At 53.3% G+C, this 22,799-nt stretch carries 22 protein-coding genes; 19 read left to right on the forward strand and 3 right to left on the reverse strand.

The genetic code is table 11. The annotated features are described in order from the left end of the window. Positions 1-48: 48 nt before the first annotated feature. The 18 genes from BUC22_RS13500 (at position 49) to BUC22_RS13585 (ending at position 18,506) form a co-directional block, all read left to right on the forward strand. Positions 49-813, forward strand: coding sequence for an electron transfer flavoprotein subunit beta/FixA family protein (locus tag BUC22_RS13500; RefSeq protein ID WP_123876038.1), 765 nt, complete (start codon positions 49-51; stop codon positions 811-813). Further along, positions 810-1,775, forward strand: coding sequence for an electron transfer flavoprotein subunit alpha/FixB family protein (locus BUC22_RS13505; protein WP_013379199.1), 966 nt, complete (start codon positions 810-812; stop codon positions 1,773-1,775). Before BUC22_RS13500 ends, BUC22_RS13505 begins: the two co-directional genes overlap by 4 nt. Then, a complete protein-coding gene (locus tag BUC22_RS13510) occupies positions 1,765-3,201 on the forward strand; it encodes an FAD-binding oxidoreductase (protein WP_013379200.1) in 1,437 nt (478 codons plus the stop codon). Before BUC22_RS13505 ends, BUC22_RS13510 begins: the two co-directional genes overlap by 11 nt. Further along, a complete protein-coding gene (locus BUC22_RS13515) occupies positions 3,198-3,989 on the forward strand; it encodes an electron transfer flavoprotein subunit beta/FixA family protein (RefSeq protein WP_013379201.1) in 792 nt (263 codons plus the stop codon). The genes BUC22_RS13510 and BUC22_RS13515 overlap by 4 nt, the downstream gene beginning before the upstream one ends. Continuing rightward, positions 3,986-4,942, forward strand: a complete 957-nt coding sequence (locus BUC22_RS13520; RefSeq protein WP_013379202.1) for an electron transfer flavoprotein subunit alpha/FixB family protein — start codon at positions 3,986-3,988, stop codon at positions 4,940-4,942. Before BUC22_RS13515 ends, BUC22_RS13520 begins: the two co-directional genes overlap by 4 nt. Positions 4,943-4,998: 56 nt before the next feature. After that, complete coding sequence (locus BUC22_RS13525) at positions 4,999-5,928, forward strand: YhfZ family protein (protein ID WP_013379203.1); 930 nt, start codon at positions 4,999-5,001, stop codon at positions 5,926-5,928. A gap of 139 nt (positions 5,929-6,067) precedes the next feature. Further along, positions 6,068-6,391 carry a PadR family transcriptional regulator gene (locus BUC22_RS13530; RefSeq protein ID WP_013379204.1) on the forward strand — a complete coding sequence of 108 codons (324 nt, stop codon included), beginning with the start codon at positions 6,068-6,070 and terminating at the stop codon, positions 6,389-6,391. Further along, a complete protein-coding gene (locus tag BUC22_RS13535) occupies positions 6,381-6,953 on the forward strand; it encodes a DUF1700 domain-containing protein (RefSeq protein WP_013379205.1) in 573 nt (190 codons plus the stop codon). Before BUC22_RS13530 ends, BUC22_RS13535 begins: the two co-directional genes overlap by 11 nt. After that, the gene (locus tag BUC22_RS13540; protein WP_013379206.1) at positions 6,950-7,987 is read left to right on the forward strand and encodes a DUF4097 family beta strand repeat-containing protein; all 1,038 of its coding nucleotides are present in this window, start codon (positions 6,950-6,952) and stop codon (positions 7,985-7,987) included. Before BUC22_RS13535 ends, BUC22_RS13540 begins: the two co-directional genes overlap by 4 nt. Positions 7,988-8,031: 44 nt before the next feature. Beyond that, on the forward strand, positions 8,032-8,865 hold the full coding sequence (locus BUC22_RS13545; protein ID WP_013379208.1) for a CPBP family intramembrane glutamic endopeptidase: 834 nt from the start codon (positions 8,032-8,034) through the stop codon (positions 8,863-8,865). 189 nt (positions 8,866-9,054) lie between these two features. Beyond that, positions 9,055-9,672, forward strand: a complete 618-nt coding sequence (locus BUC22_RS13550) for a TatD family nuclease-associated radical SAM protein (RefSeq protein ID WP_013379209.1) — start codon at positions 9,055-9,057, stop codon at positions 9,670-9,672. A gap of 126 nt (positions 9,673-9,798) precedes the next feature. After that, positions 9,799-11,319 (forward strand): histidine kinase, encoded by a 1,521-nt coding sequence (locus tag BUC22_RS13555; protein WP_013379210.1) that lies wholly within the window; start codon positions 9,799-9,801, stop codon positions 11,317-11,319. Next, positions 11,309-12,001, forward strand: coding sequence for a response regulator transcription factor (locus BUC22_RS13560; RefSeq protein WP_227162929.1), 693 nt, complete (start codon positions 11,309-11,311; stop codon positions 11,999-12,001). The genes BUC22_RS13555 and BUC22_RS13560 overlap by 11 nt, the downstream gene beginning before the upstream one ends. A 159-nt stretch (positions 12,002-12,160) precedes the next feature. Then, positions 12,161-13,417 carry a serine hydroxymethyltransferase gene (locus BUC22_RS13565; protein ID WP_013379212.1) on the forward strand — a complete coding sequence of 419 codons (1,257 nt, stop codon included), beginning with the start codon at positions 12,161-12,163 and terminating at the stop codon, positions 13,415-13,417. A gap of 73 nt (positions 13,418-13,490) precedes the next feature. After that, positions 13,491-15,002, forward strand: a complete 1,512-nt coding sequence (locus BUC22_RS13570) for an alanine/glycine:cation symporter family protein (protein WP_013379213.1) — start codon at positions 13,491-13,493, stop codon at positions 15,000-15,002. Between the two features lie 313 nt (positions 15,003-15,315). After that, a complete protein-coding gene (locus BUC22_RS13575; RefSeq protein WP_013379214.1) occupies positions 15,316-15,837 on the forward strand; it encodes a hypothetical protein in 522 nt (173 codons plus the stop codon). Positions 15,838-16,043: 206 nt separating this feature from the next. Further along, complete coding sequence (locus tag BUC22_RS13580) at positions 16,044-17,732, forward strand: bifunctional diguanylate cyclase/phosphodiesterase (protein WP_337926968.1); 1,689 nt, start codon at positions 16,044-16,046, stop codon at positions 17,730-17,732. Between the two features lie 111 nt (positions 17,733-17,843). Beyond that, complete coding sequence (locus BUC22_RS13585) at positions 17,844-18,506, forward strand: TetR/AcrR family transcriptional regulator (RefSeq protein WP_013379216.1); 663 nt, start codon at positions 17,844-17,846, stop codon at positions 18,504-18,506. A gap of 41 nt (positions 18,507-18,547) precedes the next feature. Here BUC22_RS13585 and BUC22_RS13590 read toward each other — a convergent pair whose 3' ends face one another. Genes BUC22_RS13590 through BUC22_RS13595 form a run of 3 tightly spaced genes read right to left on the reverse strand, consistent with a single transcriptional unit; the run spans position 18,548 to position 21,256 of the window. Then, positions 18,548-19,921, reverse strand: coding sequence for a uroporphyrinogen decarboxylase/cobalamine-independent methonine synthase family protein (locus BUC22_RS13590; RefSeq protein ID WP_013379217.1), 1,374 nt, complete (start codon positions 19,919-19,921; stop codon positions 18,548-18,550). Positions 19,922-19,938: 17 nt separating this feature from the next. Then, on the reverse strand, positions 19,939-20,079 hold the full coding sequence (locus BUC22_RS22140; RefSeq protein ID WP_013379218.1) for a hypothetical protein: 141 nt from the start codon (positions 20,077-20,079) through the stop codon (positions 19,939-19,941). A 16-nt stretch (positions 20,080-20,095) separates the two neighbouring features. Beyond that, complete coding sequence (locus BUC22_RS13595; protein ID WP_013379219.1) at positions 20,096-21,256, reverse strand: uroporphyrinogen decarboxylase family protein; 1,161 nt, start codon at positions 21,254-21,256, stop codon at positions 20,096-20,098. A 304-nt stretch (positions 21,257-21,560) separates the two neighbouring features. On the opposite strand from BUC22_RS13595, the gene BUC22_RS13600 reads away from it, so the two are divergent. Next, complete coding sequence (locus BUC22_RS13600) at positions 21,561-22,760, forward strand: MFS transporter (RefSeq protein ID WP_013379220.1); 1,200 nt, start codon at positions 21,561-21,563, stop codon at positions 22,758-22,760. Positions 22,761-22,799: the final 39 nt, after the last annotated feature.

Consider the following 22,799-nt stretch of genomic DNA (forward strand, 5'->3'; position numbering starts at 1 on the left):
GGGCAGAAGCCTGGAAACAGGAATAATGACAACACAAAAGGGGACAAAATGAAAATTTGCGTATGCTTTAAAATTGTACCAGACCTCGATCAGGTTCTGGAATCGGACTGGAGGGATATCTCCCAGGGACTGGACACCAGCTATGTGAAAAAAATGATCAATTGCTTTGATGAGACAGCGCTGGAGATGGCCCTGCGGCTTAAGGAAACCGCAGCAGACACCGGGGCGGCGTGCACTGCCGTAACGGTTGGCGGCGGCCTGGCAAGCCTGATGAAGGGGCTGTACGCTGTGGGCTACGACCGGGTGGTCAATATTCCGTTTGAGCGCAGAGAGTTCTGCCCCGAGACCGTGGCGGCGCTGCTGGCCGGTTTTATAAAAAGCGGGGATTTTGATCTGGTGCTTTTCGGCAAACAGGCCGGCATGGCGGACAGCGGCATGGTGCCGCCGCTGTCCGCCGAGCTGCTGGGGCTTCCCTTTGTCGGAGACACGGCAGCGGCATCGTTTGAAGGCGGGCAGCTTGTGCTTGAGCATGAGACCCCGGCGGGGCTGGAAGTCCTGAAACTCCAGGGCCCGGTGGCAGCTTCTGTGGGTGACGCGGAGTACGCTTACCTGAGAGTGGCGACGCTGCGGGAGAAAATGGCCGCGTCCAAACGGGACATTGAGGAGTGGCCCGCTCTGCCGGCAGAAGATACGGTTCTGCCAGCTTTCAGCCGGGAGAGCAGTGCGAAGGAGTGTGTCATGATCGAGGGAGAGAGTGGTGCGGCCAAGGCCGGCGCAGTGTATGAAAAATGGATTAAGGGGATGATATCATGAAGGCAGCCTGTGTTTTTACAAGAGAAGACGATATCCTGAAAACGGCCGGGCGCATTAACGCCTTAACCGGCGCTCTTGTGGCAGAGAGCGCGTTGCTGGAGGCCTGGTATCTTGGCGATACCAAAGAGGGCCTGGCAGAGACAGCCCGGTGTGTGGCCGGCATCGGTACAGTGGTGCGCTGCCCGGTGGGCAGCGGGGCCCTGCCTGAAAACTGGCTGGACAGTCTGGAAGCCCTGTACCGGGAGCGGCAGCCAGAGCTGCTGATTTTTACAGCCGGGTCCGGAGCGCTGGCAACGCGGCTGGCCGTAAGGATCGGCGGGACCTGTCTGACAGGCTGCCGGACCCTGGGCAGGGATACGGACGGCCTCTGGGTCCGGCGCCCGGTTTACAATTCACATGCCGACGCGGTCAGCCGGCCCCAGGGACGGCCGCTTGTATTGTCGGCTTCCAAGGCCGGGCCGGTATCGGAGAGCCCTGTTGAAGAGACAGAACAGGCTGCCATTACAGAGGTGGGCCCTGTGCTTAAACACTACGGCTACTGCCTGGACCGAAAGCTCAAGGCCAGCAGGGCAAAGAACCCGCTGGAGGAGGCAAAGCTGGTGCTGGTAGGCGGCAGGGGCCTTGGCTCCAGAGAAAACTACGCGCGGCTGAAGCAGCTGGCCCGGGCCTGGGGCGGCGCCTGCGGCTGCACACGGGCAGCCGCCATCAATGGATGGGCCGACGTGGCGGACATTATCGGCCAGTCCGGCCATGTGCTCAGGGCTGAGCTGTGCATCACACTGGGCGTGTCGGGCGCGGCGCCCTTTATGGCTGGGCTTGAGAACGTCAAAAATCTGGTGGCAGTCAACAGTGATCCTGACGCACCGGTTTTTAAAGCCGCCGATTATGGACTGGTGGGCGACGCACTGGAGGTTTTAGAGGCTTGGGAAAAGCAGGCGGAGGAGCAGAAAGATGAAAATTGAAGCGATGACAGAAAAATATGAGCGGTGGCTTGGGGACGAATCCCGTATCCGAGGAAGGGCAGACGCGGTCTGCTTTCCAGAAAGCTTTGAGGAGGCCCGGGAGGCTGTGAGCCATGCCCGCAGGGCCGGGCTGCATATTACGCCCCAGGGCGCCCGCACCGGGCTGACCGGGGGAGCAGTGCCGGAGGGCGGCCTGGTTGTGGACTGCCAGGGACTGAAGGACCTGGAGCTGAGAGAAGGACCGGTTCTTTACGCCGGGGCAGGTGCCACGCTTACGCAGCTCCATGCCCTTTTATTGAAGGAGCCCTGGGTATTCCCGCCGAACCCAACCGAGGAGAGCGCAACCCTCGGCGGCATGTTTGGCTGCAACGCCATGGGCATCGACGGGCAGAGGACAGCGTCCTGGGTCCGGAAGCTCTGGTGGCTCACAGCCGCAGGTGAGGTCTGGGAGATCGGCCGGGGCAGCTATGTCTTTGATGACAGCGGCTGCGCGCTGCCGGACGGCGGCCGCCTGAGCTGTGAGACCTTTGAGAGCTCCGGCGTGCTGAACGGACTGGTGACTGTCAAACAGATGGACTTGATCGACTTTCTGGCAGGGACTGAGGGGCAGCTGGGCATGGCCCTGGCCTTTGAGCTGGAGCTTGCGAAGAAGCCGGACTGTGATTGGGGTGTGCTGTATTTTCTGCCCACAGACCCGGCGGCGATGGCGCTCTGCCGGGCAGTGGCTCAGGCTGAGAACAGCGGCAGTGTGACGGTGATGGAATACTATGACAGGGCAGCCCTCAGCCTGCTCTCCGAGGGGCGGCACAACACTGCGGCGCTGCAGGAGCTCCCGGAATTCCCCCAGGGCGCTGGTGCCGCGGTCTATGTCGAGCTGGCCGGGGACGATCCCGATGCTCTGGAGGGCGCGCTGTTTGAGCAGCTGGATATTTTTGAAGGGCTGGGCGGCAGTGAGGAACAGACCTGGGCAGCCAGCGAGCGCTATGAGATCGATCGCTTCAGAAAGCTGCGGCATGTGGTGCCAGAGCTGGCCAACGGAAAGACCGATTCCTTCAGCCAGGCTGTGCCCGGGCTTACCCGCCTGTCCTCAGACCTGAAGGGGCCGGCGGAAAAGGCAGAGGACTATCTGGAAATGTACCGCGGGGGCATTGCCCAGAGTGGCGCACACGCTGTGATATACGGCGCGGCGGCACAGAACCGTTTCCATGTTAATTTTCTGCCAGAGACACCGGAGGAAAGAGCAAAATGCGAGGTTCTGATGGCAGAATGGGCAGCCCGGGCAGCCGCGGACAGGGGCCAGATTATCACCGAAAACGGCGCGGGCCTGCTAAAGCGGGAGCTGGCCCTGCGCTTTGTACCGGAGGCGGTGAAGCGCCAGATAAAGGCAGTGAAGGAAGCATTCGACCCGGAGGGCGTTTTTAAATGAAAATAATCGTGTGTATCAAACAGGTTCCGGCGCTGTCAGAGGCCAGTATGGACAAAGAAAAGGGCGTGCTGGTGCGGACCGGCGAAAATAAGCTCAATCCCTATGACCTGCCGGCCATCGAGACGGCTCTGCGGCTGAGAGAGGCCCTGGGCGGGGAGGTAACAGCGCTGACCATGGGGCCGGAGTCCGCTGAGCAGGCTCTGCGCACTGCTCTGGCAATGACTGCGGACCACGCCTGCCTCATGAGCGACCGGGCCTTTGCGGGGGCCGACGTGCTCATGACAGCCCGGACGCTGGCCCAGGGGATTAAAGCCCTGGGCGGGGCAGACCTGATCATCTGCGGGCAGCAGACCACCGACGGCGATACGGCCCAGGTGCCCTTTTCGCTGGCGGAGCAGCTGAACATCCCGGTCATTGGATGGGTACGTGAGATTGTGAGCGCTTCAGAGGATCGGCTGGAGGCCCGCCAGGAGCTGACCGGAAGGACCTGCCGGGTGTCCGGTGGGCTACCCCTGGTGCTGGCTGTCAACCCGACTATCTGTGAAGCGCGGGTGCCAGGGCTGCGGGCTAAGCTGAAAGCAGGCAAGCAGGCCGTACAAAGGATGGTTCTGGGGGATTTGGAGCAGCAGGACAGTGAAACCTATGGGCTCTCAGGCTCACCCACCCGGGTGGTGCGCCTGTTTCAGCCGGAGACAACGGCCAAAAATCCGGTTCTTGAGCTGACAGACAGCCAGGGTGCGGCGCTCTTGCTGGATGTGTGGAAAAGCGTGAAGGAGGCAGGTAAGTGAGGACAGCGTTAATCTATTTACAGGAAGGCCCCGGCGGACTGCACCCGGTATGCGCGGAGCTGGCGGCAAAGGCCACAGAGCTGGCCGGCGATACCGCTGGCGTGCTTATCTGCCGGGAGCTGACCGGAGACCTCACAGCGGCACTGCGGAGCAGCGGACTGAGCAGGGTTTACCTTTATACGTTTCCGGCGGTTTCCGCGTTTCGGCAGGAGGCGCACAGAGCGGCCGTGGCCGACTGTGTGGAAAGGGTGAAGCCTGAAATCCTGCTCTTTGGTGCGACCCTTGAGGGGCGTACCCTTGCCCCCATGATCGGGGCGGCCTTTAAGACAGGAGTGACGGCAGACTGCACAGAGCTTTCGATAAACAGCGAGGGGCAGCTGGTACAGACCCGTCCGGCTTTTGGCGGCCGCATTATGGCCAGTATTCTGACCAGAACCGCGCGCCCCCAGATCGCCACAGTGCGCCAGGGCGTGTTCAAGGCACAGCCCAGAGCGTCCGGAGACTGCGCGGTCATCCCCTGTGAGCTGCCCGGGGAGCTGCGGCCCCGGCTGCAGACCGGGGACGATGGCGCCGCGCCGGTTTTAGAACAGGGCAGACGCCCCGTGGTGGTGGCGGTGGGCGGCGGCCTGAAGGACAAGGCCGACCTTGTGCTGTTTGAACAGCTGGCCCAAAAGCTGGACGCGGACCTGATGTGCTCCCGAGTGCTGGTGGAGCGGGGCTTTCTGCCCCAGGGAAGACAGATCGGACTCAGCGGCAGCGCCATCTCGGCAGAGCTGTTGCTGTGCTTTGGCATATCCGGCTCCGTCCAGTTTTTATCAGGTGTTAAGGGCGTTAAGCGCCTTTGCGCCGTCAATGAGGATCGGGAGGCTGAGATCATGAAAAACGCGGATTATCCGGTGCTGGGCGACCTGTACGGTGTGGCCCGGGCCATGCTTGCGGCAGCGGGTGATTGACAAAAGCGGGATGCCGTGCTATTGTAAAACGATATTGAAAGCATGAGGAAAAACCAATGAAGCCAACCTTTTATAAAAAAACAGGACTCGCTACCATTAACATCGCGCGGGATTTTTACACCATGCAGCCCGGCGACCGGGTGCCGACCATCGCGGAGTATACCCAGCGCTTTGAGGTGTCCCGCGGTATTGTCCAGAAGGCCATTGCCACTCTGGAGGAGGACGCGTGTATCCAAACACAGAAGAACGGAGTCAAGGGCACCTTTGTGACCGGAATTGACTATGAAAAGCTCTACCCTTATACCAACTGGGGATCGCTGACCGGCACCATGCCTGTGCCCATGACCCTTTCTTTTTCAAGCCTGACCACAGCCATCTGTGAGGAGATGGAGAAGAGCCCCTTTCCCTTCTCCTTTGCCTATGTCACAGGCTCCGAAAAGCGTCTGGCAGCCCTAAAGGAGATGATCTATGACTTTATCATTGTGTCCAAGAGCTCGGCAGAGCGCTACCTGAGCGAAAATGATTTTCTGGAAAGGGCCATCGAGCTGACCGGCTGTATCTATTCTGAGCCCTATGTGCTGTACTTTCTGGATGACCAGAAAACAGAGATTGAGGACGGCATGCGTATGGCGGTGGATTGTAACAGCATTGACCAGTACACCATTTCCCAGAAGCTGTGTGAGGGAAAGGATGTGGCGTTTGTCCAGACACCCTATGCCAGCTTCAGCGAGCTGCTTGTCAAGAAAAATGTGGACTGCTTTATCTACCGGCGGGACGGCTGGTACAACAATTTTCAGCCTGACCTCAACCAGCGGGTTGTGGAGCTGCCTGGCTATCCGCTGGAGGAAGTGACCACCCCGGTGATTTTGATCAACCGGGAAAATTACGGCTTTAAAAAGCTCCTCAGCCAATACATCACCGTGGAGAAAACCCATGAAATTCAGGAAAAAGTGATCTCTGGCGAATGTGCTGTCAAGTTTTTTTAGGAAGACCAAAAAAGAACCCGTATCGCGGCCATACGGGTTCTTTTGTTTTTTGTTTATTAAAAATTAAATAATATACTTTACAAAATGATATTATACAATGTATAATATCATTAACGATATAAAGAAAGGAGATGCGAGGATGATTTTTCAATTAGGCTCCGCACTTCTGGACGCATGTGTGCTGGCCGTGCTCTCAGAGGAGGATGCTTACGGCTACAGCCTGACACAGCGGGTCAAAAGTGTGCTGGATATTTCAGAATCCACCCTTTACCCGGTGCTCAGGCGTCTGCAAAAGGAAAAGTACCTGGCCACCTACGATAAGCCCTTTCAGGGGCGGAATCGCCGCTATTACGCCATTACGGAAAGCGGAAGGGCCAGGCTGGAAGAATACCGGGAAGAGTGGGATACTTACAAGGAAAAAATAGATTCGCTTCTGATAGGAGGTGGCGAGAATGAATCGTGAAGAGTATATGGCAGCGCTGGAAAAGCACTTGAGAAAGCTGCCAAGGGATGAAAGGGAAAACGCCCTGGTGTATTACAATGAATATTTTGATGACGCCGGACCGGAAAATGAGGACAGGGTTATCGGAGAGCTGAGCTCGCCGGCCAAGCTGGCCGCGCAGCTGCGCAGCGAATATGCCCTGAAAGGAAATGAGCAGGAGAAAAAGAAAATGCCAGTGGTGCTGATTGTGATCTTATCCATCTTTGCAGCGCCCATTGCCTTGCCGCTGGTCATTGTGGCCGCGGCTTTGGTATTCGTGCTGATGGTCGTGGTTTTCAGCGTCCTGTTCGCCTTTGTGGTGACAGCGGCAGCTCTGGTTTTGGGCGGCTTTCTCTGGATGGTGATCGGGCTGATTCTGATCTTCCAGAGCCCGGCAGTCACCCTGTTTTATGTGGGCAGCGGCGCCTTTGCCCTCGGGCTTGGGATTCTGCTGGGCGTGGGCATGTACCGGCTCATCCCCTGGGTCATCAACGGCTTTAAGCGGATGGCGGAAGCGATTTTGGAATGGAGGAAAAACGCATGAAATTCGATTCAAAAAAGCTCTTGAAAATTGGCGGGATTCTGGCAGCCGGCGGACTTTTGCTCGCCGGGGTCGGCATGCTTCTCGGCGGCATGACCTCCACCTATATTGACAGCAGGGGAATCCATGTGATGAAGTATGAGGAAAAAAGGCTGGAATACCAGAAGCTCCCAGGAAAAATAGAAAATCTGGACATTGATATTTCAATGGCAGACCTGGAAATCATCCTGGCCGATGAAAACGCCATTGAGGCCGTCTATTATGAGGACTCGGCAAAGCCTGAAATCCATCAGGACGGGAACACCACCACCATCACCAGCAAGAGCCAGGAGGAAAACCGCGTGGTTTTTATGGGTGTGGGCAACATTTACGGCAACTCAAAGATCAAGGTATACCTGGACAAAAAGGAAACAGGCCAGTCTCTGGACGCCAGGGTGGACAACGGCAAGATCAAGTTTAAGGGCCCCAGGGCCTTTAAGGCACTGTCGATTCAGAACCATCTGGGCAGTGTGGACATGGCCTCCGTCAAAGCCGACAGCGTGTATATCAAGCTGGACAACGGTGATCTGGACGTGAGTGATGTTGAATCCAAAAGCTTTACAGCACAGAATCATCTCGGGAAAATAAAGGCGGCCAATATCCGCGCCGATGAGGGAAGCATTAAAAACGACAATGGAAAAATTACCCTGACAGACAGCACCTATAACATGCTGACCGCCGAGGACCACCTGGGCGATATTGCCGGCGAGGGGTTAAACGTCAGGGGAGGCCAATTTAAAAATGACAACGGCAAGATCAGCCTGAGCGGCGCCATTGAGGGAGAAATCAACGTGACGGCCCATCTGGGCGACGTGAACATCAAGACCAGTATCCCAAGGGAGACAGCCGGCTATCAGCTGAGCACCAGCCTGGGCAAGGTTGAGGTCGACGGCGCCAAATATGAGGAAGCCGTGCGGGATGAAAACCAGAGCGGTACCAGCCGCTTTGTCATCAACAATAACAACGGCGACATTCGTCTGGATTTCGGGCAGCAGTAAAACAAAAGGGCTTAGAATGCCAGAGTCATTGAGAAAGTGTAAAAATGATGTTATCGAAAAAAGAAAAAGTAAAGAAATTCTCCAAGGTATTTTTGAGGTTTATTTTATTCTTTGCGGGATGGGTCATCTGTATATTTATGATACCTATGCCAGAGAATGAAAATCCTGCTGTTTACCGGCTTTGGGCAGAACTTATCCCATTAGTGAGTATCGTGATCATGACCTTTGTTTTTGGATTTATTGATAAAAAAAACATCAGTCTTTATCTGGTAAAAAGACCTCTTTTCAGTACATGCTTTGGGATTGCAGCAGCGTTAATATGGCTGGGGATAACGGTCGCGCTTCTTATGGGAGCCGGTGTCTTAAAATTCGATGGTACCAATACAGTATCTTTTCTCTGGCTTTGGATAATTTCAGCACTGTTAAATACGATCATGCAGGAATTATTGGTTCGCGGCTATTTGTACCAGCTTATCAAGGTAAATTACAACAGGGGATGGGCAACCGTAATTACGACTGCTTTATTCACATTGATGCATGTCTCTGCTTTTGAGACAGGAATTTTTCCAGTTCTGAATATTTTATCCATTAGCTTAATTATAACTGGAATGCTTGAATATACCGGATCTTTGCTTGCCCCAATTGTTTTTCACTTTATATGGAATACGATTGGCGGCATCATCTTAAACTGCTTGTCCCTGGCAGATGATTATCCGCATTTGCTGAACGCTGTTTTTACAGGAAACTCGATATTGACAGGAGGTATTTATAAAATAGAAGGCAGCGCTGTCCTTTTTATTATAAATATTATTCTGATAACTCTGGCTTTTGTTCTAAAAAAGACCGGAGTGCTCAGCAGTTTACCAAACCGTTCCTAGGAGTTTGCCAATCAACCCGTATCGCGGCGATACGGGTTGATTTTTGCGTTGCGGCCGAAATTCAGGGTACATGCTATAAAGTATGGTTAAAAAAAGTCAAAAATGATCCATATTCTGACATAATTGATCATAGAAACCTCAGCCCAGAAATGGTATTATTTTAACATCAAAGACAGGAGTGAAACTTACATGGTCATTACCTATGAAACAGAGAGTACGGCCTATAAAGATAAAAAGGCACTGTACGTGAATGCCACCAACCGCTGCAATAACCGCTGCGTGTTCTGCCACAGGTTTAACCGGGAGGAGGCAGCCAGCCGTATGGACGAGCTGTGGCTTGAGCGGGAGCCGTCAGTGGAGGAAATTCTATCCGATATCCGCGCGCGGGATATGGCAAAGTATGACGAGGTGGTCTTTTGCGGCTACGGAGAGCCGACCTGCCGCCTAAAGGATATTCTTGCGATCGCGCGGGTGCTGAAGCGGGAATACGGCGTCGCAGTCCGGCTGAACACCAACGGCCTGGCCGGTACCTTGTACGGTGAGGATGTCACCCCTTGGTTTGCCGACCTTGTGGACGTGGTATCTGTGAGCCTGAACGCGCCAGACGCAGAGGAATACAACGCCCTGTGCCGCCCCCAGGCAGAGGACGCCTTTGAGTACATGCTCCGCTTCGCGGAAAACGCCGCGCGTTTTGCAAAAGTCTATATGACCATTATCGACACCATGAGCGAGGAGGGCCAGGCCGCCTGCAGGCGGATCGCAGAGGAATGTGGTGCGGCGCTTAAGATACGCCACTACCTTCGGTGAGATGATGGAGCGGTAAAAAAGGGCTGCCAGCGGGCGGCTTTTTTTGATTGGGCAAATTTGTTAAAAAAAAGGACAAAAATAAGAGAGAGCAGGTATGATATAATCTTTAGCAAAGGAGGAATTGGTATGGCGGTTCAGGTAATGGAGTGGGGCTATATAGACTGGAAGCATGTCAAGACAGAGAATAACCCAAGACAGAATATGAATATTGGCATTGTGGTGATCGAGCCCGGCAGGCATCTGGCCGAGCATGTGCACTACGGGCAGGAGCAGCTGCTTTACGTGCTGCAGGGCAGGGGCATTTACTACATCAACGGTGAGCGCATCGAGCCTGAGCCCGGGCAGATCTTCTATATGGAGGCCGGAAGCTCCCATGAGGTCTATAACCCCACCGATGGACAGATAAGGGAGCTGCTGGTCTCCAATCCCGTATACGGCGCAGAGGAGATCTCCATCGACACCCTGGTAAACCTGGGAGCGCCGTCAGACGATACCCTGTACGCGGCTGTGGAGGGCGTTCGCCAGCAGTCCATCGACCCGCTCAACCTGCCCCTGACCATCTACGACACTGCGGGCAAGACGGTGCTGCAGACCAGCTGCTTTCCGGATTATTGCACAGAGCACTGCAACCCGCTGGCCAACAGCGGCTGTCCCTGCCGCGGCATGGGGCAGTCAAACCTGAGCGAGCCCTGGGAATACCGCCAGTTTGTCTGCCCCTACGGCCTGACCCTGTACCAGCAGCCCATCGTGCATGAAAACCGGTGCATCGGTGTGATTCAGGGCGGTTATATCCTGCTGTCCACCATGAAAAGCGAGGGCAAGACCAGCGACCGCACCGAGGAGCTGTACGATACGCCGGAGAGCACAGCCCTGAGCATCCGCATGCTGCTCAGAAGGATTGCCGAGCATATTGTGAGCTTCTGCGTGTTCAGTGATGCCCGCAGGGTGCTGGAGGCCAAGGAGCGAGATATTGACGACGCCCAGCAATACAGCAAGCGCTTGGAGAAAAACCTCAAGGCCGCCCAGAATATCGTGACCGACCTGCGCATCAACCACCATTTCCTGTTCAACACCCTGAACTGCATGGCTGGCATGGCGCTGGATAAGGATGCCGAGGAGCTGTACGATGCCATCATCGACCTGTCCAAGATGTTCCGCTACACCACCAAGACCAAGGAGCAGTTTGTGCCCTTCAGCCATGAGGCGGCCTATCTGAAAACCTACCTGAAGCTCCAGAAGCTGCGATACGAGGACAGCCTTCAGGTTGACATCAAAATCAATGCCCAGCTCGATGACTGGCTGGTGCCCTTTAACTTTCTGCAGCCCATCGTCGAGAATGCCTTCACCCACGGCTTTGACACCAACAACCTGAAAAGGCGGCTGTCCATCACCGCGCAGCCCAGCGGCAGCAAGGTGCTGATTTCCATTTATAACAACGGTGCGGTCATTGATTACAGCACCCTGAACCGAATAAACGACAGCCTGCCCTCGGGCAGTGAGCATGGCCTGTCGCTGATTTATGCCAAGCTGAAAATGCGCTTCGGCCCGGATTTTTCAATGAATGTGTACTCCGATGAGCGCATTGGGACATGGATTATTCTGGAATTACCCTACTCATATCAGAAAGAAGTGGAGAATGATGATTAAAGTGGTTATCGCGGACGATGAAAAGGCCGTTTCAAAGATCATACAGCATTTTATTGAGCGGGAGAAGCTGCCGCTTCAGGTTGAGGGCATTGCCCTTGACGGAGAGAGCGCCCTGCAGATGATCCGCAAAAAGGAGCCGGATCTAGTGTTTTTAGACATCAAGATGCCCCTTATGGACGGCTTTGAGGTCATGGAAGCTCTGGAGGCTCTTCAAATGGATGTGAAGATTGTGGTCATCACCGCTTATGAATCCTTCGAGTATGCCCAGCGGGCCCTGCGCATGGGCGCCAGGGACATCATCCTCAAGCCCATCGAGTACGAGCAGTTTACCCAGGCCCTGCTCCGGTCTGTAGGCTGGAATTTTACAGGCAATGATCTGGTCAATCAGGTGCTGGAATACATCCACACCCATTTTAGCGATAAGATTGAGCTCCAGCTGCTGTCGGAGCAGTTTCATGTAACGGCCAGCTACCTGTCCAAACAGTTTAAGCGCTATGTGGATACCAACCTCATCAGTTATGTGAATAAAATCCGGATTGAGCATGCGGTCGAGCTGCTGAAGAACGGATCCTACAATATACAGGAGGTAGCCAAACAGGCAGGCTATGAGAATGTAAATTATTTTTATAAAAAGTTCAAGGATCAGACCGGGCACATGCCGTCAGATTATCTGAAGAAATAAAAAACATAAGCTGTCACAATATTATGGTGACAGCTATTTTTATGTCAACTGGATAAAAATGATCAGGAAACCGACAATTCTCTTCATAGATCGCGCTTTGTAATCGTGTTAGAATGAGATCATCGAAAACAAACACAGAGAACAAAGTGAGGTATTGAAATGTTAAAAACAACAAGGGTACTGGACCCGGAAGTCTATTCCATCGTAGAGGCAGAGCTTGACCGCCAGGAACACAACATCGAAATGATCGCGTCTGAGAGCACCGCGCCCACGCCAGTCATGGAGCTGAGCGGCTGTGTCTTCACCAACAAGACTGAGGAAGGGCTGCCGGGAAACCGCTTCCAGGCTGGCTCCGAACAGGCGGACGCCATCGAAAGCCTGGCCTGCCGCCGCGCGCTGGAGCTTTACGGCGCCGAGTATGTTAATTTACAGCCCTACTCGGGATCAACCGCTAACTACTGCGTATTTAACGCGGTGTTGAACCCAGGCGATAAAATCTTGAGCATGCGCCTGGACCAGGGCGGCCATCTGACCCATGGTTCCCCGGTGAATTTCCTACGAAAGGTTTATGAATATGACTTTTACGGGGTTGATAAGGAGACCGAGATCATCGACTATGACGCACTGGAGGATCAGGCCATGGCCTATAAGCCAAAGCTTTTAATCACCGGCGCCAGCTCTTACCCGAGACTCATCGACTATGAGCGCATGGCCAAAATCGCCAAGAACTGCGGCGCGATTTTGATGAATGACATGGCTCACATCGCGGGCCTGGTCGGGGCCAAGGTTATCCCAAGCCCGATCCCGCACTGCGATTTTGTCTCCTCCTCCACTACCAAGACCTTCTGCGGCCCGCGCGCCGGTATGGTTTTCTGCAAGAAGGAATACGAGAAGGCTCTGAACAAATCCGTATTCCCGGGGACTCTGGGCTCCATCCATCTGAACACCATTGCCGCCAAGGCCTATTCCTTCAAATATATCGGCACACCAGAGTTCAGGGAAATCATGGAACGTGTTGTCCGCAACGCCAAAACCCTGGCTGAGGAGCTTCAGAGCTACGGCTTCCGCATCATCAGCGGGGGCACAGACAACCATATCGTCATGGTTGATTTAAGACCAAAGAGTTTGACGGGAAAGAGCTTTGAGCAGGCGCTGGAATACGTGGGCATTACGGTGAATAAGAACATGATTCCCTTTGACGAGGAAAGCCCCTTTGTGTGCAGCGGCGTAAGAATCGGACTGACCTCCACTGCCCAGCGCGGCCTGGAGGAGGACGCTATCAAAGAAATCGCTGAGATCATGGATAAGGTCGCAAAGGACCCTGAAAACATGACAAATCTGGACGCCTGTAAGGCACAAGCCCGGGCATTGATTTCCAGATACCCGCTGTACCCGGCCGGCTATTTTGAGGATTAAACACTAATGATGCGCTGCCAGCCGCTGTATGGAAAAATGACAGCGGCTTTGCCAGTAAACGAGAGGGAAAATTATGTTAGAGAGTATTGTAACAAGTGTCAACGATGTGGTCTGGAGTATTCCGCTGATTATCCTGATTCTGGGCGCCGGCATCTATTTTTCGGTGCGGATGAAATTTCCTCAGCTGCGGCTTATCAAGGAGATGTTCCGGCTGCTGGGTGACAACAAGGGCAAGGGCACCGATGAGGGGGTCTCCGGTCTCCGCGCCTTTATCATGACCGCTGCTGGCCGTGTGGGCGTGGGCAACATCGCCGGCATGGCCACCGCCATTGCCCTGGGCGGCCCAGGCGCCATTTTCTGGCTCTGGGTAGTGGCGCTGTTTGGGACAGCCATCGCCCTCATCGAGTCTACCCTGGCCCAGGCTTATAAGATCACGGTCAATGGCGAGTTCAGAGGCGGCCCGGCCTACTATATCGAAAAGGGGATCGGTAAAAAATGGTACGCCAAGGCCTTTGCCCTGGTCACCATTCTGGCGCCAGGCATCCTGATGCCGGGTGTCCAGTCCTACAACATTACCTCAAGCCTGAACCAGGCCTTTGGCTGGAATACCCTTATCATTGCCATTGTGCTGGCAGTGGTGGTCGGAATTTGTATCTTCGGCGGTGTGAAACGCATCTCGGCTGTCGCGGAAAAGGTTTCGCCCTTTATGGCCTGTGCCTATCTGCTGGTCTCCTTTATCATCATCGGGGCTAACATCAGCAAGGTGCCCGGCGTGTTTATGATGATTGTCCAGTCTGCCTTCAGTGTCCAGCCGGTTTTTGGCGCGCTGGCCGGCGCAGCCCTTTCCAAGGGGGTCATGCGCGGCGTATTTGCCAACGAGGCGGGGCAGGGAACCTCGGCCATCATGGCAGGCTCTGCCGATGTATCGCACCCGGTAAAGCAGGGGCTGGCCTCCTGCTTGAGTGTATACGCGGGTACCATCCTGGTCTGCACCACCTCGGCTTTTATGATTCTGCTGACGGGCTGTTACAATGTGGTCGGCCCGGCAGGTGGCTTCCTGTTTGAGGGCATGCCCGGCAAGGAATACGGCGTCGCTTATGTGCATGGGGCCATTGACACCATCTTTCCAGGCTTCGGAGCACCTTTTATCGCTGTTTCCATTCTGCTTTTTGCTTTCATTGCCCTCCTGGCCTATTACTATTATGCCGAAAGCAACCTGGTGTACGTTTTTCATGAAACCAAAGCCTGGATGAAGAGCAACAAGCCTTTCCTTTATGTGTTCCGGGGTATTTTTATCCTGGCCGCTTTTCAGGGCTGCCTGCAGGCTGTGTCTGTAGTGTGGACCATGGGGGACATCGGCTGTGGGCTCATGACCTGGCTTAATGTAATTGCAGTGTTGATTTTAAGTAATCAGGGTCTGGCAATCTTCAAGGATTACGAGCGCCAGAAAAAACTGGGGCTGGAGCCCGTTTTTGATCCAGATCTTCTGGGTATCCAGAACGCCGGCAGCGTCTGGCGGGACCGCCTGGCTGAGTATAAGGTGGCCCAAATGGCCGATGCAGAAGAAAAAGGCATTGCCGCATAACAAAAAAACAACCCGTATCGCAGCGATACGGGTTGTTTTTATATAATTTACTAAAAGAAGAAAAGATAAATATTATTTTTATAAAAAATCTTGTTGACAATTCTTCGTGTATACGATATACTTAAGAAAATTTAGTAAAAAACAAAGTATCTTGTATTTCGTGAGATGAAAACGGGCTCTGCACACACTAAAAATTATAAAAAATGACAATTCAATAGACATGCTGTCGAATGGGGAATTGCTGTCACCCACTGGAACAGAAGGCTTAAGTGCTTTCTGTTTTTTTATTATCAAAATTTAAGGGAGAAAAACCATGAAGAGGACAAGTGAATCTGTTAACAAAGCTTTGAGCAGTAAAAATATACTTTTTATAGAAGCGATCTATGATGATTATGGCAATAACAGCCGTATCCACTACCTGGAAGCAGGATGCGTGACCAGCTGTCTGGCCGGCGGCATCGGCCCCCGGGATTATATCAAGAGAATGATGCGGGCGCGGTGTCTGAGCGAAACCATATACCGCCAGTATATGACAAAATGGCTGGGCATGGAAAAGGGCTATCCCTATCTGGCGGGGGCAGGCGCGCTGATGGTGCCGGTAAAAACACGCATAAGCGTCAAGTTTACAGACAACCGACGAAATTATGACGACGCCTACAGTTTTTATAATTTCCATTTTTTTGATGAAGACATGGACCTGCAGACCGATATAGGCAGCATTTATCTCGCAGGCGATTTTGCGATCAAAACCTGCCAGAGCGGCAGCCAGAACGAGCTGGGGTACGAACGGGCCCAGATGGTGCTGGAGGGGTTTCAACGGATTTGGGAAGCGTAGGATTGAAAAAACAACCCGTACCGGCGCGATACCCTTTGAATTGCGCAGGCTTTTATTGCGTATCTTGATCACGTCTGATATAATATATAAATAAGATTTGGAAAAGTCAGGCGGGCTGGGGAGCGGCCTGAGGGCGTTGTATGGAACGTCCGGCAGGTTTGAAAAACAGTTGAAGAAGCAGTACATTTTTTAGAGGGGATCGAATAATGATGACACAGTCAGACAATTTTTTTGAAACATTTACGGTTGACCCTGCCCTTTTTTACAGCGCGATCATCCGAAGTACGGATGATTACGTCTATATTGTGGACATGAATACCGACATGGCCCTGGTTTCTCCGAACATGGAAAGGGACTTTGAACTGCCCGGCCGGCAGTTTAAGGGCCTGGTGCCCATGTGGGGTGAGCTGGTTCATGAAAAGGACCGTCCCCGCTATAACGAAAGCATTGATGAAATGCTGCGGGGCGATACAGACATTCATCATGTGGAATACCAGGTGCGTAACCGCAAAGGCGAGTATATATGGGTGCTCTGCCGCGGCGTTTTGCAGAAGAACGCCCAAAACCAGCCGGCCATGTTTGCGGGAGTAGTGACAGACCTGGGAAAAATGGGCAAGATCGACTACACCACCGGCCTTTTTACTTACAGGGAATGTGAGAAGGAGATCAGTGAGCTGCTGGATAAGGAATCGGAAAAGCCCGGCGGCCTGATGCTGCTGGGGCTGGATGATTTTGTGCGGATTAATGACCTTAACAGCCATCTTTTCGGGGATGGGGTGCTGCGCCAGTTCGCCCAGACGGTTCAGCAGCTGCTGCCCCCGGGCGCCAGCATGTACCGGTTTGACGGGGACGAGTTTGCTGTGGTCTGCCCCGGCGCGGGTGAGGAAGAGCTGGAAGCTATTTATAAACGGCTGCACGCCTATAGCAACCGGGTGCACACCCTGGACGGCCAGGAATATTTCTGCACGGTGTCTGCGGGTATGACGCTGCTGGGACGGGACAGCCAGAACTATCCCGATCTGATCAAGTGCGCGTCCAGTGCTCTTGAAGCCTCCAAGACCAAGGGGAAAAATATCATGACGGCCTACACGCCAGCGCTGATGCGTTCAAAGCTGCGGGCATTGGAGCTGACCAGCCGGCTGCAGCTGAGTGTGGTGAACGGCATGGAGGGTTTCCGACTGGTTTACCAGCCCTTTGCCCACTCAAAGGATCTGGGCCTGGCGGGTGCAGAGGCGCTGCTGCGGTGGTCCGGTGAGCCCTTTGGCGAGGTAACACCGGCTGAGTTCATTCCGCTTTTAGAATCCAGCGGCCTCATTGTGCCTGTGGGTAAATGGGTGCTGGAGCAGGCAGTCAAGACCTGCAAAAAGTGGTCAGACAGAGAACCGGATTTCATTATGAACGTCAATATTTCCTATCTCCAGATGCTGGACGAATCCTTTGCCGGGCATGTGGAAAAGACGCTGAAGGAAAACGGGCTGGATTCCCGGCATGTCGTGCTTGAGCTTACGGAGAGCTGCTTTGTAACGGATATGGGCGGCCTCAAGGAAATTTTCAGGCATTTGCGCGGTATGCGCATCCAGATCGCCATGGACGACTTTGGCACAGGCTATTCCTCGCTGGGGATGCTGTCTCAGTCTCCGGCGGATATTGTCAAGATTGACCGGTTGTTTATCGAGGCCATCGACAGGGATGAGAATGTCTTTAATCGTTCCTTTATCGCATCGGTTATCAAGCTGTGCCACAGTGTGGGTATTACTGTATGTGTGGAGGGCGTTGAGGAGCAGGATGAGCTGAGGGCCGTCTGTGCCCTGGAGGCCGACAGCATTCAGGGCTATTATATCTCAAGGCCCATCTCACCAGAGGCCTTTGAAGAAAAATACTGGGGCTCTGACTGAGAGAAAAGCCCGTCCCGTATCGCCACGATACGGGCTGATTCAAAAAATCCCTGCAAAACTAAAGCCGCTTATGCTAAAATAGGGTAAGAAACTGCAAAAGGGGAAAAATCTGTGGCGAATTATAAAACAGGCTTAGAGACAAAAGAAAAAATATACGCGACCGCCAAAAAGCTTTTTTATGAAAAAGGTTTTGTAAAAACCACGCTGGCGGAGATCGCCAGGGAATCCGGCGCCAATAAGGCCATGGTTTCCTACTATTTTGGCAACAAGAACAACCTGGCCCTTGAGGTCTATAATGAGTACATGGTGGCCATGAAAGTGAAGACCCAGAACATCATTGCCAGCCAGTTCCCGGACAGCGATCTGTTTTTGCGCACGGCCATCGAATATCGGCTCCAGAACCGGAACTGCAACCGCAATAAGGGGCTTAACCGTTTTTATCACGAGCTGTGCGATTCCAATATTTTTATGAAAACAGAGAGCGCCTCTGTGGGCTTTATCGAAAATATCAACAAAGCCCACAAGCTTGGCCTGAGCAGGGTGGATGTCAAGGCGCTGGCTCTGGCAAATCTGTCAGCTGTGCACGGCCTGCATGTGGCCAGGAACGAGGGCTTTTTGGACTGCTCATCCGAGTATCTGGCGGAAACAGAAATCCGGCTGCTGCTTCAGAGCCTGAAGATCGGCAATGATGTGATCGAGGGCTATATTGAGCAGTCGCGGGAGATTGTGGATAGGATCGAAATCTCGGTTGGGAAAAATTTTAAGGTACTGTAAACAAAAAAGCAGAGCGGCTGAAACCGTCTCTGCTTTTTTTATCAGCACATCATCATAAGCATGTGGAAGAGCATGTCTTCGTACTGCTGCATTTTCTGGCCCACCACATCATCCAGGTCAGCTCTGGGGGCGGGGTGGTCCTGTTTAAAGGTGTCATAGGGTGTGTAGTACTTGCTCCTGAACTCAGGTATGTCTGCCAGCACGTGGTCGATGGTGTCTTCTTTGGGCTTATCCCAGACCTGCTGCCCGGCGTTTTCGTAGGTGCCGTTATCGCGGACGTATTCCAGTACGGCTTTGTAGTTTTCCGGGTTAATGGTATTCAGAGAGTAGGGGCTTTTGTCGAAATTGAAGAAGTAGTTGCCGCCTGGCGCCAGGATGTCAATGAGCTCTTTGGCTTTGTCGATGCACTGCTCCTTAGTGGCTGTCTTAAGGTAAGTGATGGGGTAGAAGCCCGAGATAATGTGTTTCTTGCCGAGCTTTTCCTTGACGAGCCTGGGATCGCCGTACTCAAAGTAGAAGCGGGTGCCCTGGGGCAGCTCATAGAGGTAATCCAGGTAGCGCATCCAGTTATCCTCACAGAAGATGAGGCAGGTCTGTCCCTTTTCGGCCAGGCCGTGGACCAGCTTGTAGAAGGTGGGCCAGTAATATTTTTCAAAATCCTTTGTACGCAGGTAGGTAGCCATGTGCAGGGCGATGAAGTTGGCGCCCAGCGGGGACGGCTTAGCCGGCGTGCCTTTTTTGATGGACAGGGGCAGAATGGCGTCGCAGGCGGCCAGGATTTTTTCGGGACAGCGCTTAATGTCCATGGTAATGCCTTTAAAGCCTCTGAGAATATCGGACAGAAGGTCAAAGGGCGTGGTGCCGCCGCTGCCGGAGCCGGCAGGCGGTGCAAAAAAGCCGTATTTGTCAATGAGCTGTGCGTCCAGACCGGCGTAAAAATCGGCGTATTCAAAATAGGCCTTTGTGGCTTTGGCAAGGGCCAGTGAGCGGCTGACCGGGTCAGTATCCAGCACAGGATAGATGCGCGGGAAGATTTTTTCCATCAGACAGTCGTAAGGGCTGGCGATAAAATCGTCGTAATCCTCGGGCTGCATGGCAGAGACTTCGGGGTGCTGGATAATGCCCTTGGAGCCCATCATAAAGGACCTGGAGCCCAGCAGGTGGTGGTGGGCCGGGTAGGTGGCAAAGCTGGAGGGGTAGGCGTCACTGGCGGTCAGCTCAAAGGATTTTTCATAGATGTCGAGCATGTCCTCCCGGGTCCATTGGGTGCGGCCCAGGTCTTTGTCGGCGTACTCGATCCGCAGCTCGAGGGGCAGGGCGGCGCTGATGGGAATCCTTTTGGGGATAGTGCCTGTGTATAAATCTGTAAACAGCTGGGTTCGTTCTTCTTGTAGTTTTTTCATTGCTTCACTCATGTTTATTTCTCCTTTTCTTAAATCAACAGGCCGATGATAAATTTGTACAGGCCCTCCTCGTAGGCCTGCATAATGTCGGCGTGGTAGTTTTCGTTGGCGATTTCGGGATGTTCCTTGACGTAGTCCTCCCAGGTGGTGTAGTAAGCTTGTGATTCCATAATTTCCTCCTAATTTTTAGTAGGCGCTGTGCTCACGGACGTACTCCTGAACGGCAATGAGGTTGTCGATGTTGGCACTGCTCATGGACAGGATATCCTTGTCCAGGTCAAAGATAAAACCGCCGCCGGGCGCGCAGATGTCCAACAGCTCCTTGGCTTTATCAATACATTTTTCTTTGCTCTCGGTCTTTAAAAGGCCGATGGGGTAGAGGCCGGCGATAATGTGCCGGTCTCCGAGCTTTTCCTTGATTTGTTTGGGATCGCCGAATTCAAAGCGCATGACAATGCGTCCGGGCAGTTCTTTCAGGAAGTCCAGATAGCGCGTCCAGTCCTGCTCGACGAAGAGATCTACGCCCATGCCGGCATCGGTGAGGGCTTCAATTGTTTTCTTAAAGGTAGGCCAGTAGAATTTTTCAAACTGCTTCATATTCAGAAACGGCGCCATGTGCAGGGGCAGGAAGCAGCGGGCGTCAACGGTGCGCACTGGCCCCAGCCCCTGGTTGATCATAATGGGGGTAACGGCCTCGCAGGCGGCCAGGAGCTCTCTTGGGTGCCTGCGGATATCCTTGGAGGTGCCGCTGAAGGAGCGGATAAAATCTGCCATAAAATCATAGGGCGCTTCAGTAAAGCCGCCGGGAGGCGCAGTGGCAAAGCCGAACTCCTCATTGACCTGGGCGGCCTGGGCAATCCCCTGGGCGGCCTGGTCGCTGTGCATCTTGTAGGCCTTGGCAAGGTTCAGCGCATTCTGCACCGGAGACTGGTTCAGGCCGTCATACAGCCTGGGCAGGATGGTTTCCAGCATACATTTGTAAGGGTCCTCAATAAACTGGGGGTATTCCCCAGGCTCGAGACCGTGGATCTCGGGGTGCTGTGCATAGCCCTCCTCGTTCATGACAATGGTCTTGCCGCCCAGCAGCTGGTATTTGTAGGGATTGCGCAGGGTATGGGGCCGTACTGGCGCCACATCGGTGGGAATCCGCTCGGCGGCGTAGCGCATCACGTCGATCATTTTTTCGGAGTGCCACTGGGTTTCCTTGATATCCATGCCCGCATACTCTATGGCGGCTTCGGTGGTCAGCCCGCCCCGGATGGGGACGCGCCTAGGGGTTTTTCCCCGGTACAGGTCTGCAAACAGGCCGGTACGCTCTTCCTGTAATTTCTTAATGGCTTCAGTCATAATTTTTCCTCACTTTCAAAAATTAAACGCGGTTGATTTATTGAAAAGTATAATCTTTTTCGAGAGGTTTGTCAACGGTTTTCAAAAAAATATTTTTTGATTTACGAAATAAGAGTTTTTAAAATGGCTTAAAATAGCGAATTTAAATAAAATTATAAAAAATTTACTAAAGAAAAAGAAAATAAAAGTTGACAGATTTACGAAAACAATATATCATTAAAATAAATTTAAACGCGGTTATTATTAAACATGGATAATTCAAACATATCCGAAAATTAAAAGAAATGAATTGAGGAGACTTAAAATGAGTGAAAAAAAATATGGTGTCGGCGTACAAATAGCCGCGCTGTCTGTCGCCCTGCTGATGTACACCACCAGCATGACCACCCCGGCTCTGGCCGAGATTGCCAAAGCTTTTCCGACGGCTGCGCCGGAAACGGTCAAGCTGCTGTCCACCATACCGTCCTTAATGATGGTAATCTTTGCCCTGGTGGCCGGTAAGCTGACCCAGGTCATGAGTATTAAGAAGGTCATTACCGTTTCCATGCTTCTGATTTTTGTGGGCGGGATTCCTTCTGCCTTTGTGGGCGATCTGAATTTTATGATTGCCATGCGTGTGGTCTTTGGCGCAGGCTACGGAATGGTATTTCCCATGGCCTCTGCGGTTATCACCGATTTATTTACGGGTACACAGGCCAACAAGCTCATGGGCTTCAAGAGCGCTGTCGGCGCTGCTGCCGGAGTGGTATTCCAGTCTCTCGGTGGGTTTTTGGCGGCCTACAATTGGCGCTTTTCCTTTTTTGGATTTTTCCTGGTTATCCCTATCGCGGTATTAATCTGGTTTAAACTGCCGGATACCGGTGTTAAAAAAGCAGAGAAGGCTGCTGACGGTTCAACCGTCCGGGAGAAGAAGCTGACCACCATGACCTATGTGCTGGCACTGCTCTGTGCGCTGCTGAACATTATGCAGTTCAGTTTTATGACCAATGTGGCTATGGTCATGAGCGCGGACAAGCTCGGTGACGCCGGGCAGGCCTCCTTTGTGCTCAGCACCTTTACAGCAGGCTCCTTTGTTATTGGAATGCTTTATGGCTCCATGTCTAAATTCCTGAAGCAGTATGCCGCATCCTTTGGCGCACTGTGTGTGGGCATCGCCTTTGTGATTCTGATCATAGCGCCCAGCTACCCGGTGATGCTGGTGGCCGCGGTGATCTTCGGCATTGGCTTCGGAACCTTTAACCCGGCCATTACCATGGCGGTTGCAGGATCGGCAGCCAGTCCCAAATACGCCGCCCTGGCCATTTCGGTTTACACCTGCGGCACAGGCATCGGCCAGTTCCTGTCACCCTATATCCTGAAGTTTATCCGTGGGATTTTCGGGATGGCATCGGCCCGGGCCGACTGGCAGATTGCGGCCGTCTGCCTGATTGCCGGCAGCGTTATCTCAGCCATTATTATTTTTGCCGCCAGCAAGAAAAAATCGGACGCGCCGCAGCTTCAATAGAAGTGTTACATACGGCTCATATGCATAGAGGAGGGCATG

The organism is Eubacterium callanderi (assembly GCF_900142645.1).
Taxonomy (GTDB): Bacteria; Bacillota; Clostridia; order Eubacteriales; family Eubacteriaceae; genus Eubacterium; species Eubacterium callanderi.